The organism is Mesorhizobium sp. WSM4849 (assembly GCF_055811385.1).
In genome coordinates this window covers 296,611-312,032 of sequence record NZ_JBVVPW010000002.1, presented here as the reverse complement: position 1 = coordinate 312,032, position 15,422 = coordinate 296,611, and the positions used below count along the sequence as shown (strand labels likewise).

General features: G+C 59.0%; 16 protein-coding genes and 1 pseudogene. 5 read left to right on the top strand and 12 right to left on the bottom strand.

Features of this window, described 5'->3' with window-relative positions; translation table 11 throughout:
- Positions 1-84: 84 nt before the first annotated feature.
- Positions 85-1,086, top strand: coding sequence for an Lnb N-terminal periplasmic domain-containing protein (locus AC0L3L_RS03350; protein WP_473636547.1), 1,002 nt, complete (start codon positions 85-87; stop codon positions 1,084-1,086).
- Positions 1,086-1,190: pseudogene (locus tag AC0L3L_RS03345) on the top strand (transposase); the annotation flags it as partial. The gene AC0L3L_RS03350 and the pseudogene AC0L3L_RS03345, both read left to right, overlap by 1 nt.
- A 1-nt stretch (position 1,191) precedes the next feature.
- On the opposite strand, the gene AC0L3L_RS03340 reads toward AC0L3L_RS03345, so the two are convergent.
- From AC0L3L_RS03340 to AC0L3L_RS03300, 9 genes are all read right to left on the bottom strand, one after another.
- Entirely contained in the window at positions 1,192-1,905 is a 714-nt protein-coding gene (locus tag AC0L3L_RS03340) for an LssY C-terminal domain-containing protein (RefSeq protein WP_473636546.1), read from the bottom strand.
- A 109-nt stretch (positions 1,906-2,014) separates the two neighbouring features.
- Positions 2,015-2,518 (bottom strand): two pore domain potassium channel family protein, encoded by a 504-nt coding sequence (locus AC0L3L_RS03335; RefSeq protein ID WP_473489615.1) that lies wholly within the window; start codon positions 2,516-2,518, stop codon positions 2,015-2,017.
- Positions 2,519-2,852: 334 nt separating this feature from the next.
- Complete coding sequence (locus AC0L3L_RS03330; protein ID WP_473636545.1) at positions 2,853-3,608, bottom strand: hypothetical protein; 756 nt, start codon at positions 3,606-3,608, stop codon at positions 2,853-2,855.
- A 114-nt stretch (positions 3,609-3,722) separates the two neighbouring features.
- Positions 3,723-4,295 (bottom strand): OmpA family protein, encoded by a 573-nt coding sequence (locus AC0L3L_RS03325; RefSeq protein WP_473529615.1) that lies wholly within the window; start codon positions 4,293-4,295, stop codon positions 3,723-3,725.
- 27 nt (positions 4,296-4,322) lie between these two features.
- Positions 4,323-4,751, bottom strand: a complete 429-nt coding sequence (locus AC0L3L_RS03320) for a hypothetical protein (RefSeq protein ID WP_473636544.1) — start codon at positions 4,749-4,751, stop codon at positions 4,323-4,325.
- 210 nt (positions 4,752-4,961) lie between these two features.
- Positions 4,962-5,174, bottom strand: a complete 213-nt coding sequence (locus AC0L3L_RS03315) for a hypothetical protein (protein ID WP_473636570.1) — start codon at positions 5,172-5,174, stop codon at positions 4,962-4,964.
- 412 nt (positions 5,175-5,586) lie between these two features.
- Complete coding sequence (locus AC0L3L_RS03310; RefSeq protein ID WP_473636543.1) at positions 5,587-7,107, bottom strand: DUF1254 domain-containing protein; 1,521 nt, start codon at positions 7,105-7,107, stop codon at positions 5,587-5,589.
- A gap of 67 nt (positions 7,108-7,174) precedes the next feature.
- Positions 7,175-8,608: a DUF1254 domain-containing protein gene (locus AC0L3L_RS03305; protein WP_473489628.1), complete on the bottom strand. Its 1,434-nt coding sequence runs from the start codon at positions 8,606-8,608 to the stop codon at positions 7,175-7,177.
- 97 nt (positions 8,609-8,705) lie between these two features.
- Entirely contained in the window at positions 8,706-9,524 is an 819-nt protein-coding gene (locus AC0L3L_RS03300) for a transporter (protein ID WP_473489619.1), read from the bottom strand.
- Positions 9,525-10,924: 1,400 nt separating this feature from the next.
- On the opposite strand from AC0L3L_RS03300, the gene AC0L3L_RS03295 reads away from it, so the two are divergent.
- A complete protein-coding gene (locus AC0L3L_RS03295) occupies positions 10,925-11,200 on the top strand; it encodes a hypothetical protein (RefSeq protein WP_473636542.1) in 276 nt (91 codons plus the stop codon).
- Between the two features lie 700 nt (positions 11,201-11,900).
- Here AC0L3L_RS03295 and AC0L3L_RS03290 read toward each other — a convergent pair.
- Positions 11,901-12,428, bottom strand: coding sequence for a hypothetical protein (locus tag AC0L3L_RS03290; protein WP_473636541.1), 528 nt, complete (start codon positions 12,426-12,428; stop codon positions 11,901-11,903).
- Between the two features lie 434 nt (positions 12,429-12,862).
- The gene (locus AC0L3L_RS03285; RefSeq protein ID WP_473636540.1) at positions 12,863-13,183 is read right to left on the bottom strand and encodes a hypothetical protein; all 321 of its coding nucleotides are present in this window, start codon (positions 13,181-13,183) and stop codon (positions 12,863-12,865) included.
- A 275-nt stretch (positions 13,184-13,458) separates the two neighbouring features.
- Here AC0L3L_RS03285 and AC0L3L_RS03280 point away from each other — a divergent pair, with 275 nt between their 5' ends.
- On the top strand, positions 13,459-13,980 hold the full coding sequence (locus AC0L3L_RS03280; RefSeq protein ID WP_473636539.1) for a hypothetical protein: 522 nt from the start codon (positions 13,459-13,461) through the stop codon (positions 13,978-13,980).
- Positions 13,981-14,352, top strand: a complete 372-nt coding sequence (locus AC0L3L_RS03275) for a hypothetical protein (RefSeq protein WP_473636538.1) — start codon at positions 13,981-13,983, stop codon at positions 14,350-14,352.
- Here AC0L3L_RS03275 and AC0L3L_RS03270 read toward each other — a convergent pair.
- On the bottom strand, positions 14,321-15,295 hold the full coding sequence (locus AC0L3L_RS03270) for an AraC family transcriptional regulator (RefSeq protein WP_473636537.1): 975 nt from the start codon (positions 15,293-15,295) through the stop codon (positions 14,321-14,323). The two genes, AC0L3L_RS03275 and AC0L3L_RS03270, sit on opposite strands and share 32 nt — an antisense overlap.
- Positions 15,296-15,422 lie beyond the last annotated feature (127 nt).

The window sequence follows — 15,422 nt, the reverse complement described above, 5'->3', positions numbered from 1 at the left end:
CAGCACTGAAGCGATGACGGGGAGAGTCAACCGCATCCGCAGGAACGTTGCCGCGGTCCCGTCTGGGCTGAAAAGGGGGGATGAATGCGTCGCATCGCTCGGATATCGCTTGCCATTATCCTTTCGCTAGCCGTCGCAATCCTGACTGCCTGGGCCGGGCTTGCCATGTGGTATCGCCTGCCCGTGGCTGAGTTTGGACGGGCTGTGGTCGGCGGCCTTTTCACCTTGTTCGGCCTCGCCACTATCATCGCGCTGTTCAGCCGGTTTCGCATCAGGGCGTTCGTCCTGTTTGCAGCGGCGTTTGCTGTGGTTCTGGTTTGGTGGAGCACTATCAGGCCTTTTGATCACGCGGACTGGGCGCCCGACGTCGCCCGTCAGGTGACCGGCACCCGCGACGGGAAGCTGTTGACGCTGACCGATGTGCGCGACTTCGAATGGCGTAGCGCTACTGATTTCACCGAACGCTGGACAACGCGGACCTACGACCTCTCCAACCTTCAGACGGTCGACCTCTTCATGTCTTATTGGTCCGGGACCAAAATCGCCCATGTCATCATAAGCTTCGGCTTTGCAGGAGGTGACTATCTTGCCTGGTCGATTGAGGTGCGACGCCATGGAGGCGGCAAGTTTTCTCCCATGGCAGACCTGTTCAAGAGCAATCCCTTGGTCATTATTGCGGCTGACGAGCGAGACGTCGTCGGCGTCAGGTCAAACGTTCGGGGAGAAGATGTCCAAATCTATCGGCTAAAAACGTCACCGGAAGCGGCCCGGGCGCTCTTGCTGGAATACGTGTTGGACGCAAATGCACTTTCCACGACTCCAGAATTCTATAATTCCGTCACGACGAACTGCACGACCACGATCGTCAAGATGATGCGAGCGGTCGGTGACGTGGTCCCCCTTGACTGGCGCCTCATCGTTAACGGCTACCTTCCCGAATATGCGTATGCACAGGGTGCACTCGACACCCGCTTGCCATTGTCAGACTTAAGAGCGTTAGCCCACATAGACGAGCGCGCACGAAAGTCAGGCCTGTCGCCGGATTTTTCGAGATTGATCCGTGTTGGCGTACCGTCTCCGCCCTAAATGCGCAAGCTCACAAGGTGGCCGGCGTTCGCGAGATCATCGAGGCGGCCGGCGCATGCCTACGCTATCTTCCGCCCTACTCGCCGGACCTCAATCCGATCGAGTCTAAATAGGCGAACGTCCTTTCAGCATACCAACGAGAGCCTTCCCGTCCGTATAATACGGATCCCCACCGCCGTTGCGGCCGTCTTTGGTGGCACCCATTCCGGGAATCTCGTAACTGGAGGAAAGCTGTCCGGCTGCCGTCAGGTCGCTGATGACCAGATCGCGTTCGGCGTCGACATCGGGGCCTATGTGGTGGGTGATTTGGCCGGTGTCATGGCTAAGTCCGACGCCGCGATCGAAACTGGCCGAACCCAGCCAAAGCGGACGGCCATCGCTGCCCAATTTCTTGGTCAGCCAGAAACGGACATGATTGCGCTGGTCCGCACTGTCTCCGACCGGTTTTTCAAAAGCCAGGTCTTGCTTCCTTCCCTCAAAAAGCAAGGCGCTGACAGGAGCATCCAGATCGGGTCGGTGGAGCACGACGCTGAGACCGATATCGATGGAAGAACGGAGCGTGATGGGGTCGGCAGGGTCCCAGTCAGCTGCCACGAATGCACGAATGACCTCTTCCTTTGTTCCGACGAGCCCGACGTTGATCGGATCGCCCGGGATATCCTGCTCGGTATGCGTGAGCATGCTGCCGAAGTCCGATACCCGTGAGGCATCTCGAAACACCCAGATTTCCGGCACGACGAAATAGGCGATGAGCAAATAGACGATCGCTACACCAAGTACAACGGTGGTGGCAGGCCGTATATTGGTTCGACGCCACATGGGCATTCTATCCTCTATTTTGCTCCGGGCTGCGGTGGTGCGGCAGCACCTCGCCAATTCCTACGCTGCCGGTCACGGAGAGGGCGGCGCTGCGCCCACTGACCTGTAGTCATGGTTCTGGCTCAGTCCCTTCAGGAGGCCCGCGATCCCTCAAATCCTTGGCCCGCACTTTGTCGAGTTTGCCAAAATCGGTCATGATGCTTACCAGGGCGCTCCCCGTCCAACCGAATGTGAACAACCCCGACATCGCTATGATCGGCCCGACCAAACGCCATCGATCAGGCAAACTAATGCTGCCCTCGCCGAGCGTCGTATAGCTCTCCAGGACGTAGTAGTAGCTGTCACGCATTGACGGAATTGATCCGGCCAAAAATATAGGGATGGCCCAGAGGAGCGTTTCGGCGAAATGCAATGCTGCCAGAGACCCTATCGTGATGGCGAGCAACAGGTTGAGGCGCCAATATGCCGTGGTTTCATTCACCTGAACCCAAGACTCGCTGAAGCGCTGATGGATTGTCCGAATTCCCGCGCCGTGGACGAAAATAATGACAATCATTATCAACGTGCCGAAAACAATTTCCAAAACCGGCCTGGGAGATGCCCCTTCGTCCATCGAGTTGTCTTTCTAGCCTAATGAATGCGAGTTCGATTGTTTGAAGGAAGCACTCTCGTGGGGATTTGGCCGTAGTTGCCAGTGCGGCCAGCACAATCGGGAGTGCGAGCCGGCTGCATCAGGCTCCACCTCCTGTCTGCGGTTCGGTTGCATGTCGTCGGCCTGACTTAGAAGGCGCCATCACCCGGACCTTTACGTGTGTCGAACCAGAAACTTGCATTCTCCGTAATTCGATGAATCCGGCAACCCGCGAGACGAACCAGACGGATGCCATGTCGGGGGTGTCGCGCGACCGGTTCGGCTGCATCGGATTGCGAGACGGCCGCGCTCGCCCTCAATAGCACGGGGGGTAAGGGTAATAACCACAGTAGGGCGGATATGCGTATGGGGCGGCGGCCCCGACGGCAGCGCCAAGAGCGGCTCCGGCAACTGCGGCCCCCGCCACAGCGCCAGCACCATACCAAGCTCCACGATAGACAGGAGCATGCCAGTATGCGCCACCGTGATAACCGTATCCGCCACCATGCCAGACCGCGCCGCCGTAGCCGCCCACATGGGCGAATCCGCCACCGCCCGGTCCGCGAAACGCGAAGGCGTCAATGAAAAGTGCCGCAGGCCCGCTCGCATTGTTGAGACTGCCTTCCAGAACGACAACGTCGAACGTCAGCGTGTTCCCCTCAAGTTTCGGCGCTTTGAGCGTAACCACGGCATCATCCACCTCCGAGCCGTCTCCCCCAAGAACTGAGACCGTTGCGTTCGGCGGGTCGACGGCGAAGCTGTCCTTGCCCTCATCCCACTGCATAATGAACTGCTCGGTCGCAACATGACCGGCGGCCCGCACCGGCCGATCGGCAAAGACGATTGAGTTTTTCGAAACGCCGGTCAGGACGAGCTTGCCGCCGTCGAGCGTGGCGCCCTGCGCATTGATGACGGCGAGCGACGGAATCGGTCCTGTCGCCGTAGCCTGGCCGATGGTCTTCTCCAGCGGGACATGCGGCTTCTTGGTTGTATCCTGGGCGACGGCTCCGGTGGTTGCCAACCCCAGGCCTCCGACAAAGAGCATCAGACGTGCGGCGTGATTGAATGTCATGGCAAATCTCCTCAGATGTTAGCCGCATTCGGCGGACCTGATGTCACTACACTGGACGCCAACGCCCAGTATGAACGAGAGTAGCTGCACAGCACCTCCCGATCCCGAGCGCAGCTACTTGACCAACCCAATATTGAGCAATTGAACCCGACGGTTGTCCGCTGCCTTCGGATTGGCGGGGTCGACCGGCATCTCTGATCCCACTCCGATTGAGAACAAGCGATTCGGTGCCACCGAAAAGGTCGTCCCCAGCGCTTCCGCAATGGCTTCAGCGCGCCGTGCGCTGAGGTCAAGGTTGCGCTTGGCATCGCCGGTGGCATTGGTGTGCCCAACGACGAGAAATTTGTAGCGGAGCAGCAGCGGATGGTGGAGCGCGTCGGCGATCAAGCCAAGCGTCCTATAAGACCCGGGTTCGATTGCGACGGAGTTGTTCTCGAAGTTGATCTCGACAAAGAACTGCGGGAGGGTCGCCAACTGGCTCCAGTGGGGCAGACTGGCAATCCCCTTGCCCGGATTGGCAGCCAATTCTTGCGCAAGCATCGCCACGTCGACGGCTGATGCGGCTTCGGCGACCTGTCCTAACGTGTTGACGAGTTGATGTTCACTCAACTGCTGAGCCCCGGCGTCGCCGGCAGCGGCCAGTAGAACGGTCAGCGCCAAGGTATTGCGAAATCGACGAATAGACATTTTCTTTTCTCCCGGTCTCAACATGGGTCACCGCCATCCAGCATCGGTGATGGCCTGACTGCATTTCGCGCCGACGATACGCGTCGCCTTCAGGAGACATCCAAGAATGTGCGCCTTGCCCGGCACCACGCCTCTGCACGCCCTGGCTGCGTCACGCGCACATATCTTGTTGACGCTTTCCTGCGCCGCCAGCCGTTGCTGGATCGAGGCGATCACGCCGGCCATGGTCGAGGTGCAGGCCGGTGAGACCTTCGCCTGATGCTGCGCAAGGCAGTTCTGGATTCGCCCATTGCCGAGATTGAGGCCTTTGCAGAATTTCTTGACGTCGGCGCCGCACTCCTTGGCAAGCAATGTTGCGGCGTCGGCATAGCTGATGGTTTGCGTCTGCCCGACCCCGGTTTGGACAAGAACGGCAATCAGGACCGTCCCGCTAAGAACGCTCAGTCTATTGGCCATGCGTCACTCCATCCCTTGGCTGATGTCGTTCAAAAACTTCGCCCCACCGCAGTCGCCAGATCACGGCGCCGGTTGGCGCATTCCCAATGAACGTTGGCCCATTACTTGACCCGACGGAACGTAACTAACTGTATGCTACGGGCAGAATTGCAGTCTTTCCGCAAGGGCGAGGCGAGCGCACGCCAGAATTCCGCCCACCCGCGCTTCTACCTAGCAATAGTACATACCAACCGCGCAGCGCCGTACCATGCGCCGCGCTACGCCAGCCACGCTGAACGGCGTGAGCGGCCGCCCGATCCTGGCTTCGGCGGGCGACACAAGACCGCCAAAGCCGGGAAGCGTAAGCTGCTCCGAGGCTCCGAGTCCGATTAATCCAACGGCTCCGGCGAGCAGGATCATTCTCAGTCTCTTGGCCATGGTTATTGGGCACCTTTCGGCAAGAACTGTGCTGGTAGTTCATCGATATCGACGAGATCCTTGAGGTCGATCTGCTTGGCATCGGCCGGGGCCTTGAAGGCGAAAATCGTCCGCGGGAACATCAGAACCGGTCTTCCAGTGGCTGAACTGGATGCTATATTGCGGACCCTGGTCGACCGCATTGGACGTGCGTCTCGCCGAAATATGCTTGCCGCTCTTGAGAATGTGCCGACGCTTGGATCAGCAAGAAAGCCGTCGAGGCCAGCAATCCGGTACGTCCAGTCCAACTGCGCAGTGAAACTTCCTCATCTGAATTATGCCGATTTTGAGCGGCAATCGCTTACCGCAGTCATTGAGCCTTCGCCTGAAGATCGAGCGAGCGGACGGAGAACCATCCGCTCGATTCGACTGTTTTCCCCTATTGCACCAGCTCGATCTCGCTTGGCTTCCAGGTCTTGTCGAACCATGACTCAAGCGGGCCATAGAGGCGAAGAAGAACGTTCCAGCCCTTGCCGGGAACTGTCTGGACCCAATTGGCCTCATGGCCTTCCGGCGCTGTCGGGCCGAACCAGACATCGACGGAGGAGTCCGCGTTGATCACAATGTCTTTCTTGTCGCTGCCGATGCTGGGAAATTGCTGGTCCGTCTGCAGCATCGAACGCGTCTGATTGTCATACACAACGAACGACCAGAATTCCTTTGCCGGAATGTTTGGCGGCAGGTGCACCTTATAAGTCTTGCCGCCGTCGAACGGCTTGCGGTCCTTGTCGGTCGTGGCACCGGCGTATTGCGAACCGATGCCGACGCGCTTTATCGCCATGGCCGGCGTGATGCCCGTCGCATAGTAGTGGAACAGAACACGGGCATCCAGATAGCGAACGCCGGGCTGCAGAAGAAACTCGTAGCTGCCGCCGACAAAGCCGGTGAACCAGGCACTGTCCGGATAATAGTAGGCGTCCTTCATGCGGGTCTTGAAGGTGATGGTGCGCGCCGTCGCATTGCCGACGGCGACGGCTTCAGTGAGGATCTTCTTCATCCGCTCGTCGGGTGCGAAGGGTTTGCCCTTTTCGATGCCGATGGCGGCGAGCTGTCCCAGCACTTCCGGGTGGTAGGCCTCGTTCGGCTCGTATTGGACGATGTTGTTCACTTCCTCGTAGAAATGAAAGTCATTGGCATGGATGGTGTTGTACTCCTTGCCAGAGGTATTGATGATCTTCATCGGCGGCGGGTTGCCGGCGTCCGAAAGAGGATACACCTTGGCGAACTTCTTGGTGTTTTCGATCGCGGTTGCAGTGCTGCCATTTTCGAGGAAGCCGCGCCAGAAGAACAGGTTTCCGTAAGTTGAGGTTCGAAACACGAAATAACCTTCGGGGACCTCGCCCTCGTAGCCCGGCGGTAAGAGCAGGTATTTTCCACCCTTGCCCTTGTCCGGACCGGCATTGCCGACATCGCCGACATACTCGAACCAGTGGTTGTCGATCATGCCCAGGATGTTGGGTGGTGTTTCGATGACCAGCGGACCGGCCTTGGTGTCCAGCCACATGAGATTGTAAATGCTTTCGGTGTTGCCGGTCAGGAACAACGAATGCGAGTCCATGAGGTTTTCAAAGATCAGGATAGTCTGGTTGTTGTCGGCGCCCTGGCTGGCGAGGCCAACCCGCATAGCTTCGACGGATGCACCGGGCATGGCGTTGAGAAAAGCATCGACGCCGCGCATGAAATCGAGATTGTCGTAGAGTTTCTCCGAAGTGGCGTCGTCCGGGAAGCCATCGAAAAAGTTCAGCTTGCCAAGCCTGGTGTCTAGACTCTCCGGCGTGACGATCGAATCCGGTATCGGCGTCGTCATTTTCATCTTCGGCGCCGTCTGGGCGGACGCGGTGCCCAGGCTTAAGAGTACCACCGCAGCGGTGGCGCAAATCAATCTCGTCGTGCGTATCATTGCTCTCTCCTCATCGACATCCGACGCCACGCGTCAGCCTGGTCGGGATAATTCATGGTCGGGATAATTATTGCGCCACGGTGATACCGGGCGGCTGCCAGGTGCCTTCGCCGACCGGCAGGATCGAAGGCGCTTCGCTCTTCGGCCAGTACAACCGCATGACGAGATAGACTGTGTCGTTGGGCGCAGGCAGCCAATTTGCCTCCTTGTCCGCGCCGGGGCTGTCTTTCTGGATATAGAGGGTGAGCGAGCCATCCTCGTTCTTCTTCATACCCGGCAACATCGGCGAGTTGATGAGGTAGCGACTGATCGGGTTCTTGATCAGCAGTTGGCTCTTGCCGTCATACATCGTCACCGACCAGAAGGAGTTCACCGGCGGGAGTTGCCCGGCGGGAAAGGTGATGGTGTAGTTGTGCTTGCTGGCGTCGAGTGTTTCGCCTGCCGTATTCGTGCGGGTAAAGGGATACATGGCTTCCACGGCGTCGTTCCCGTAGAGACCCGCCTTGGCACCGGCGGCGCGTTTTAGCCAATCACCCTTGTAGAAGTTTCGGTCGCCAAAGAATGAACCGACGCTCCAGCCGTTGATGATTTTGTTTCCGCTCGCCGCAAACTTGGCGACCTTCTCATCGCCATCCTTCATGCCAAGGCCGATCTCCAGCTTGTGAGCGATTGGAAGGTCCTTGAAATCGAATGATTTACCCGGGCCAACGCCAATACGTGCGAGCTTGGCACGAATGGCCTCATCCTCTTGCGTGGGCGGCACGAACTCGAGGGCGGCATCGAGATAGTCGAAGAAATTCTCTTTGATGCCCTGCGTTGTGGCCGGCAGGAAGTCGATCTTCGGCGCGGCAGGAGGCGCCGGCTGCTTCAGGAAGGCCGACAGCGGCTGCACGTTGTAGCCGGCCTGCACCTTTTCCACGTTCGGCATATCTTCGACGTTGATAAGCTGGGTCCGGAAGTTGGCGAACACGAACGGGGTGGTCGAGGAAAAGACCTGCTTGATGCCGGTGGGCTTCTCGCCTTTCCAGTCGGGTCCGACCACCAGATAGTCGCCCGACTCGGGCCCGGTGGCGCGCGTGCCGATGTAGCCAAAATTGTAGGTATTGCCGTCGATCAGTTGCACCGAATAGTAGCGCTCCTTCTCCACGGCCGGCACGGAGATCACCATCGGCTCGGCACGCAGATCCAGCCACAGTATTGAGTATGGCGTGTCGCTGTTCGGCGTGATGATTGCCGTGTCTTCGTAGGTCGCCACATGGTTCATGTTGTCGATCTTGTTGAATGGCGCCTTGAACTGGCTGGACTTCGGGTCGACGGCGAATTCATTCATCACGGCATAGTTCATCACGAGCGGCAGGCCGTAGATGAAGCCTTCCTCGGCGATGTCCTTGGCCTCGATGATGCCGGGGTAGCTCTGCGCCATCAGCAGGTTTGGCTTCGCAATCGCGGCGCCAGCCGCAATCGCCGCGGCTGAGCGAAGTAGATCTCGCTTTGTCAACATTTGCCGTACTCCTTTATCATTCGATGAGTTATCGAATTCGTGTGTTTCACAATTCTTTTCGTCAGTTCGCGCCGCGCCGGCAGGCGGGCCGGTGTTCTCATTTCTTCGGGAACAGAAGCGTAATCCCGGTGCGAAAGCCCCACCCGTCCGGGCCGCTGTCGGGGCTTTCAGCCCAGTAGCGGACGCCGGCGAAGAGGCTGATGGGCTGCTTGTCGACGACGACAAGCTTCGCGACCTGGAAGTTGACGGGAACGGACCATTCCTCCGCCTCCCAGTTGTAGGTGCTCTCCGTGTTCAGCGTGAACGTCCAGGCGTCCTTGGTCGTGTAGGAGACGAAGGGCTGCAGGAACGTCGAACTGATGTCGCCGCGATCGCTGTCGCCCGCGAACGACCAGACGTGGTTCGCCAATGCGCCGACCGTCCATCCGTGGCTCTGCTTCAGCACGACGGCGGTCGGGCCTGCGCCCCATTTGCCGCCGCCGAGCAGGTCGTCGGTCGCGGTAGGAAGCAGAAACACCGGGCCGACGCCCCAGACGATGCCGGATTCGGTCGGTTTTGACGGCGAGAAGAACAGACTCTGCGTGATGTCGCCGAGGCCGGATTGCTCGCCCGACGGGCCGGCTATGTCGTTTTGCCAGATCACCGGCGCGATCGTGCGCGAGATCATGTTCCAGTCGGCATTCAGCGAGACGGGGATGACCGGCTGGATGTTGACATAGGCTTTCTCGCCGTCGTTCGGGCCGTAGCCGCTGTCGTAGTTGAACTGAAACGGCACGCTGATCAGCGAGGCGATCGGGTTCGACAGCTTCTTGGCGAGTTCCTGCGTGTCGTCCTGAGCAGATGCCGCGCCGCTGAACAACGCCGGAAACAGCCAGGCTGCAACTAGCCGAACCCGAGTGGTAGATCGAAGATCCATTGCCCCCTCCATATCGGTGCGAACTGACATCGGGTGTCACCGAACGCCCGGTGCTTGCCATGCTGCGCAGATATTAAATTCAACTGCTGGACCGGGGCTCCGCCGCCCTGAGTGCTAGCCAACCGTTGTTGGCGTAGAGTAGGGCAGCCCATACTCCACAGGGCAAGTCGCGGGGGTGTAACTTACGTGGGCAACTGTAGTCCGAACGGCAGCAATCGTCCTCTCAGGAGGATGCAACCTGACCATGTAAAGGTCGGCAACGGGTGCATAGTGTTGAAAATTGGCGCTGCCCTTCACAGGTGAAGACCAATGGGGCCTCATGATGCTTCTGGAAAGGGCCGGCGATACGTTTCCTATAAGATCACTTGTGCCATGCGGTTTTTACCATTGCGGCGACGCCAGGCGAACGGAGAAGAGCCTGCATATGCTCTGCTAGATCGTGCTCACCGCGCGCCTCCGATCTTCAGAAGATATCGGGCCTTGGCCCGGCGATCACCTTCCCTGACCGCAGGATAGCGCATACAGCCAGCAGCGCCATTTCCTCAGTCCGGCTGGCTCCGTCGTGGTCGCGGTTACTGCCGTCCATTTCGTGGATTGCCTTGCCGAACGCCGTGTACCCTGCCTTGTGCGCCTTTTATGGGCGTTCATGCCGACCGCGCTCGCTGCGGGATGTTCAGCAAATACCCCGTCACCCACGTAACTTACATTCCGCTACCGCCTCCATACGATTAGGCTACTGCCTGGGAAAACACGAATTGCGCCATGAGGATGGAAGGCGAACCGCCTGATAGACGAAGAGCGGTTCTCGGCTGCAGTGCGCCAGTTTAGGCTTTCGCCGCCTTTTGAAACAGTTTGGGGGCATGGAGCAGCGGCGCTTCGGAAACTGCGTGCCGCGTGCCAAGGAGAGCGCAATGAATAGCCGTCCAAGATCGTTGTGGATTCGATCCCTCGCCACACGCGTTCTCTTATCGGTTGGTCTCGGAGGTCCTATTGCGACCGCCACAGCCCAAGACCAGAGCGCTGACGTAAGGATCGTTGGCGACCAGGTGCGAAGCCAGGCCTTTCCTTGCGACAATCCAAGCTCGGCTGAGCGTATCGAAGCGGAGTCCGCCCCCAATCACACTGTCTACCTGCTCAAGTGCGAGGGCGTGACCTACCGGGTGGTTCTGATTCCAGATCAAGCAGCTCAAGTGACCGAAGCTAAGTAAACCCGCCCCTAACGGCGCGCTCCTGCATGGATCGGTACTGCCATCAAAGGCTGACTGTCTCGGTCCCGCCTGCAATTCCACCTGTAGGATACAGTTAGTTACGTTCCCTAAAGCAAAGCAATCGGCCAAGGTGACGCGTTCCTGCATGGATCGCTGCTTGGACGAAATTAAGAGCAACCAGGAGAAATGATCATGAACCTCAAGATGCTTTGCACGGGCGCGATGGCGCTTTCGATGATGACCGGCGCCGCACTTGCCGAGCACGGCGGCGCCCTCGACGAGCCGACGAAAATGGCGCCCTTCTACACCGCTGCCGACATGAAGACCTTAAAATCGGAAGACGACTTCAAGGCCGCTTGGGAGGGGTTGAAAGACGAGGATCGCGCCGCGATAAAGCAGGAATGCGGCGACATACCCAGTGATGACCAGTCGCATGGCGACTTCTGCACGATGGTTGGCCACCAGTAAACGCTGCCGGTTTGGTGAAGTCGGAGATGGCGGGCAGCGTTGCCTGCCATTTTTCCGTGACCGGACCTTTTCCGTCAGCGCTCATGAGAATACTGGCGGGGGCGTTCATTCGGGTGACATTGCGGCTAACTAAACGACGCTTTCAGATCGACCCCCCAAACTTCCGCTAAAACGCCCATACTGGACACTCCCGAGCCTCTCTGGCCATGTCCCGCGCGTCCTCATGGATGGAGCGCTTGTTGGCATTCTGATTTACAACACGGCCGTATCAATTCTCCTCGTCTACGCGGGTGCAGTCCTAAAGATGACCGGCGTCATGCTTTGGTCCGCGGCTGGATTTCACGCGCTTCTTGCCGTCTGGAGTTGTCCGCTTCTACGTGGCGTTCCGAGCGAACTCCGCCGACAAGTCGGTGACAACTGAGGGGGTCCTTGAAAAAGGACAACGTCACGTTGCTTGTGGCATATCGCGTGATATCGCTGCGATGCCAATGGTATTTGCTGAAAAGTCCGCGACTAAGTCAAGTAGGACGCTTGCCGCGACCGCGCCCGCCGGACCACGGTGCTCCGCGCCACCCAAGAAATACACCCGCGCCCGGTGCCCAACTAGGCGTCGGGTGAAACAGAATTGCCAATTCTGTTTCAAACGCCAACCTCGCGTTCCGGACCCATGAAAGGCAAATGAAAGGTCAGAGCGGCGGTCTCATTGCTTGAGGCACTTGCGGCCCATTGCCATTGCCTTGAAAGTCCCCTTCAGATCGACGACAAAGGCCCCCTCGGTTTCCGGAAACACGGTCATTTCATATTTCTTCGCCACGTCGCGCTTGAAATTCGGGTCGTCGGTCAAGATGTAGCCGCCAGAATATCCGCCCTTGAGTTCGCCGCTCGTGCTGGTGGCCACACCCTCGTAGAGATGGCCGCCGATGGAGACGAAGATTTCCGACTTGTTCCCGTTCTGAAGGCCGATATCCTCCTTCGTGAACACGCCAAGATACCCGACCTCCTGATTTTCGGTAACGCCCATTTGCACCGAACTTGGGCCATCCGAGTGCACGATCAAGCAATCTCCGCGGGTTTGATTGGCATAGACGGTCCAGCCCTCGACGTCGTCCCCGTATCGGACAAGCACATCGCTGGCCTTGGGAAGGGGGTTTTGATCTTGTGCGTAGGCTGCCATCGCAGACGACAGTGCTACTGACGTTGCCGCGATGAGTGTCATGAATTTTCGCATTGATATTCCCCTTGTGTGCAGGATTGTTTCTGGCTAAAGGCGCCCCATTTCGATTGCTCAGAGGCTGCTGTCCTCTTTGCGGGGCGAGGCGATATTACGCGCTGTGAGTGACCTTGGCCGATCGGCTCACGTCAGGGAACGTAAATAACTGTAACCTACGGGCTAATACTGGCCAGCGCCTGCGGACCGTTCGGTCCTTGACGCCATCGACAAATTCGGTTGGCACGCATAGAACGCCGCTTAATCTCTTGCCATCCGACTATGTTCGTCAGAACGTCGGCAACGAGGGCATGATGTCCGGTTTGACCCCGTTGCGGCCGTTCCTGAGAGATAGCCGGCGAACGACTATCATGCGATAGCCATTGCCCTTTGGTCGGATGTCGGTTTTGGCACGGCCCGAATTCCGTTCTCTCGGAATGCGTTGTGGACCGCCTTCAGTGCCGCCCGGCGGATCGCGGATTGCTTGCCCGGTTTCGCCGTGAACTTTGCCCGAATGACAAGGGTACCGTCCTCGAGATCGGCAATACCTTTGCTCTTGAAGGGCTCCGATAGATCGGGGCAAGCTCCGGGTCCCCCGCGATTTCCTCACCGATCTGATTGAACAGCTTGAGCGCCAATTCGGCGGCGAGCAGTGGATCGTGCCGTCGCGATGAGCGAAAGATGAAAGTCCGCAGGAAGCGGACGGCATACCTGCGCACATTGGTATAGCGTTCCGCCGCCAGGATCAGGGGATCGGGATCGGCGTCCTTGACCATGGCTTCGATCATCGGCTTGGCCTGCAACAGCTTATACCAGCCGACATCCCGATCGAGAACGTCAATCGCGTCCTTTCCGGTTTCGTTGGCAGCGACCAGGGCGCGCAGCGTATCCCGGAACAGCCGAAGCGCCTTGGCAGTGTCACGGCGGGATTCGGCATGACGCTGCTTTTTCTGGTTGTTGGCCGGACCAAGTTTCCGTAACCGAAGCGCGCTAGCAGTGGCCCTCTGTCCGCGCTATTGCGCGTCTCGGGGAGTAAGGGTGGCCCGCTACCATGGCTTTGACGTCGCTTGTCAACATACTCGTGCCGGTCGGCCTGGTATTCATCATGATGGTCGTCGGCAGTCAGCTGACGTTAGCGGACCTCAAGCGCGCAGTCGGCGCTCTCTCCCTCATAGCCGCCGCCCTTGCGAGCCAATGGTTGATGCTTCCCCTGGTCACAGTCGCGCTCATATTGTGGATGTCGCCGCCGCCAGTTGTCGCTGTCGGCATGGCGTTGGTTGCGGTGAGCCCGATTGCTTCGTTGTCCAATTTCTACGTCATGCTTGCACGAGGCAATCTCGGCTTGGCCGTTGCTTTGACCGCCTTGTCGAGCGTGCTTGCGCTTGCCGCCGCACCGATGTCCCTGGTGCTTCTCTCCAGCTTGCTTCCGGAGCATGCCCTTGGCGTTGAAATTCCCGCGGGGGGCGTACTGCTGCAATCCCTTCTCACCCTCGTGCTGCCGCTCGCAGCAGGGATCGCGATCCGCTTTCACGCGAGCGAATGGGTCGCCAGGTGGAGCGCCTGGCTGCAGTGATTGAGTCTGATTGTCGTCGTGTTGGTCGTTGGCCTGATTTTCGCCACGCAGGTACTCTCGATGCCGACCGCGATTTTGATTGCGTTGGTTCAATTCGCGCTGCTCTTCACGATCATACTCACAATTGCCGGAGCTCTGACGGTTCGCCTGTTCGCAACCAGGTTCCCCGAGATGGTCGCTGCCTTGGCTGGCTTCCCTGCACGAAACCTGGGGTTTGCAACGCTCCTGGCCGTTCAGGTCGCTGGCCGCACCGAGTTTGCAGCCTTCGCCGCGGTCTTCTTTGTCGTGCAGCTTCTCGTTCTCGTGCCGCTTGCTCTCACGCTCCGCAAGCTCGCTGCGATCACTCGCCTGCGTCACGAACGGCCGTCCTGAGCGTGTCCGAAGGACGCTCGCCATAGATGCTGTAGTAGTATTTCGCGAAATGCCCGAGATTGCTGAATCCACATGCGAATGCGACCGAGGTCACGCTTGTGGCGGGATCGGCATTGGCCAGCATCGTCCTGGCGTGGCGCATGCGAACCTGCTTGACGAACGTCATCGGCGAGACGTCGCGACTCTTCTTGAAGGAATAGAAGAGACTGCGCACGCTGGTATTTGCAACGAGGGCGAGCGCCTCGATCGTTATCGGATGGTCCCAATTCTGCTCGACGTATTCCTCGACCCGACGCACCTGCCTTGGCGCCGAAGGAAGCGGCTCGCCGCCGAGCAGATGGCTGTAGTTGTGGCGGTTGCTGCAGAGAAACGCGACGATCAATGCTTGCTCGAGTTCGGCAAGGACCAGCGGCGGAAGCGCGGCGTCGTTGCGGTCGAGCTCTCCCACGACGAACTCGAGAAGACGGAACTGTGCCGCAGCAGCCGCCGGATCGGGGCCGAGGTCGGTCGCAATTCGCAACGGCGGGTCGACTGGTCGGCCGAGCAACGCACTAAGCTTCCTGGTCAATGCCTGCGGCTTGATCCTGACGATGAGATTCTCGAAGTCTGGTGAGTATTTGAGTTGCACCTCCGCACCCGGTCCGCCCACCGCGCCGTGGCCGCGCGATATCAGCGCCTCCGAGCCGTCGACAACAAGGCTGCCGCCGCCTCGGAGTGGGAAACCTTGAAGAAAGACATCCGTGTGGGCAAGCGACACCGTGACCGCGGCCCCATACCGGGCGTAGCTCAGCCCAACATTTGGGAGTTCGCAATGGTTGAGGTGCCCGTCAAAATCTCGCTGCGCCCCCCGCTCGATGTCGATTGACCGCACGGAAAACAGGCCGGACAGGCGCTGGCGCAGTTCGCCGACGTCCTGAGTCCTGGCGGCCGGAAACCGGCTCAACGGATCTTTCCTAACGATATCCATGGCCACCCCTCACCCGAATATTTTCGGCTTCTGCGCATTTTTTGGCCGAAAGCTGCGCTGCCAGAGTAGCGCAGCATTGCCCGCTGGTGAACTGTACATCCGG

What these genes read in the sequence shown, in the direction of transcription:
- AC0L3L_RS03350 (WP_473636547.1), top strand. Translation starts at nt 85, where the DNA reads ATGCGTCGCATCGCTCGGATATCGCTTGCCATTATCCTTTCGCTAGCC.
- AC0L3L_RS03340 (WP_473636546.1), bottom strand. Translation starts at nt 1,905, where the DNA reads ATGTGGCGTCGAACCAATATACGGCCTGCCACCACCGTTGTACTTGGT.
- AC0L3L_RS03335 (WP_473489615.1), bottom strand. Translation starts at nt 2,518, where the DNA reads ATGGACGAAGGGGCATCTCCCAGGCCGGTTTTGGAAATTGTTTTCGGC.
- AC0L3L_RS03330 (WP_473636545.1), bottom strand. Translation starts at nt 3,608, where the DNA reads ATGACATTCAATCACGCCGCACGTCTGATGCTCTTTGTCGGAGGCCTG.
- AC0L3L_RS03325 (WP_473529615.1), bottom strand. Translation starts at nt 4,295, where the DNA reads ATGTCTATTCGTCGATTTCGCAATACCTTGGCGCTGACCGTTCTACTG.
- AC0L3L_RS03320 (WP_473636544.1), bottom strand. Translation starts at nt 4,751, where the DNA reads ATGGCCAATAGACTGAGCGTTCTTAGCGGGACGGTCCTGATTGCCGTT.
- AC0L3L_RS03310 (WP_473636543.1), bottom strand. Translation starts at nt 7,107, where the DNA reads ATGATACGCACGACGAGATTGATTTGCGCCACCGCTGCGGTGGTACTC.
- AC0L3L_RS03305 (WP_473489628.1), bottom strand. Translation starts at nt 8,608, where the DNA reads ATGTTGACAAAGCGAGATCTACTTCGCTCAGCCGCGGCGATTGCGGCT.
- AC0L3L_RS03300 (WP_473489619.1), bottom strand. Translation starts at nt 9,524, where the DNA reads ATGGATCTTCGATCTACCACTCGGGTTCGGCTAGTTGCAGCCTGGCTG.
- AC0L3L_RS03295 (WP_473636542.1), top strand. Translation starts at nt 10,925, where the DNA reads ATGAACCTCAAGATGCTTTGCACGGGCGCGATGGCGCTTTCGATGATG.
- AC0L3L_RS03290 (WP_473636541.1), bottom strand. Translation starts at nt 12,428, where the DNA reads ATGCGAAAATTCATGACACTCATCGCGGCAACGTCAGTAGCACTGTCG.
- AC0L3L_RS03285 (WP_473636540.1), bottom strand. Translation starts at nt 13,183, where the DNA reads ATGGTCAAGGACGCCGATCCCGATCCCCTGATCCTGGCGGCGGAACGC.
- AC0L3L_RS03280 (WP_473636539.1), top strand. Translation starts at nt 13,459, where the DNA reads ATGGCTTTGACGTCGCTTGTCAACATACTCGTGCCGGTCGGCCTGGTA.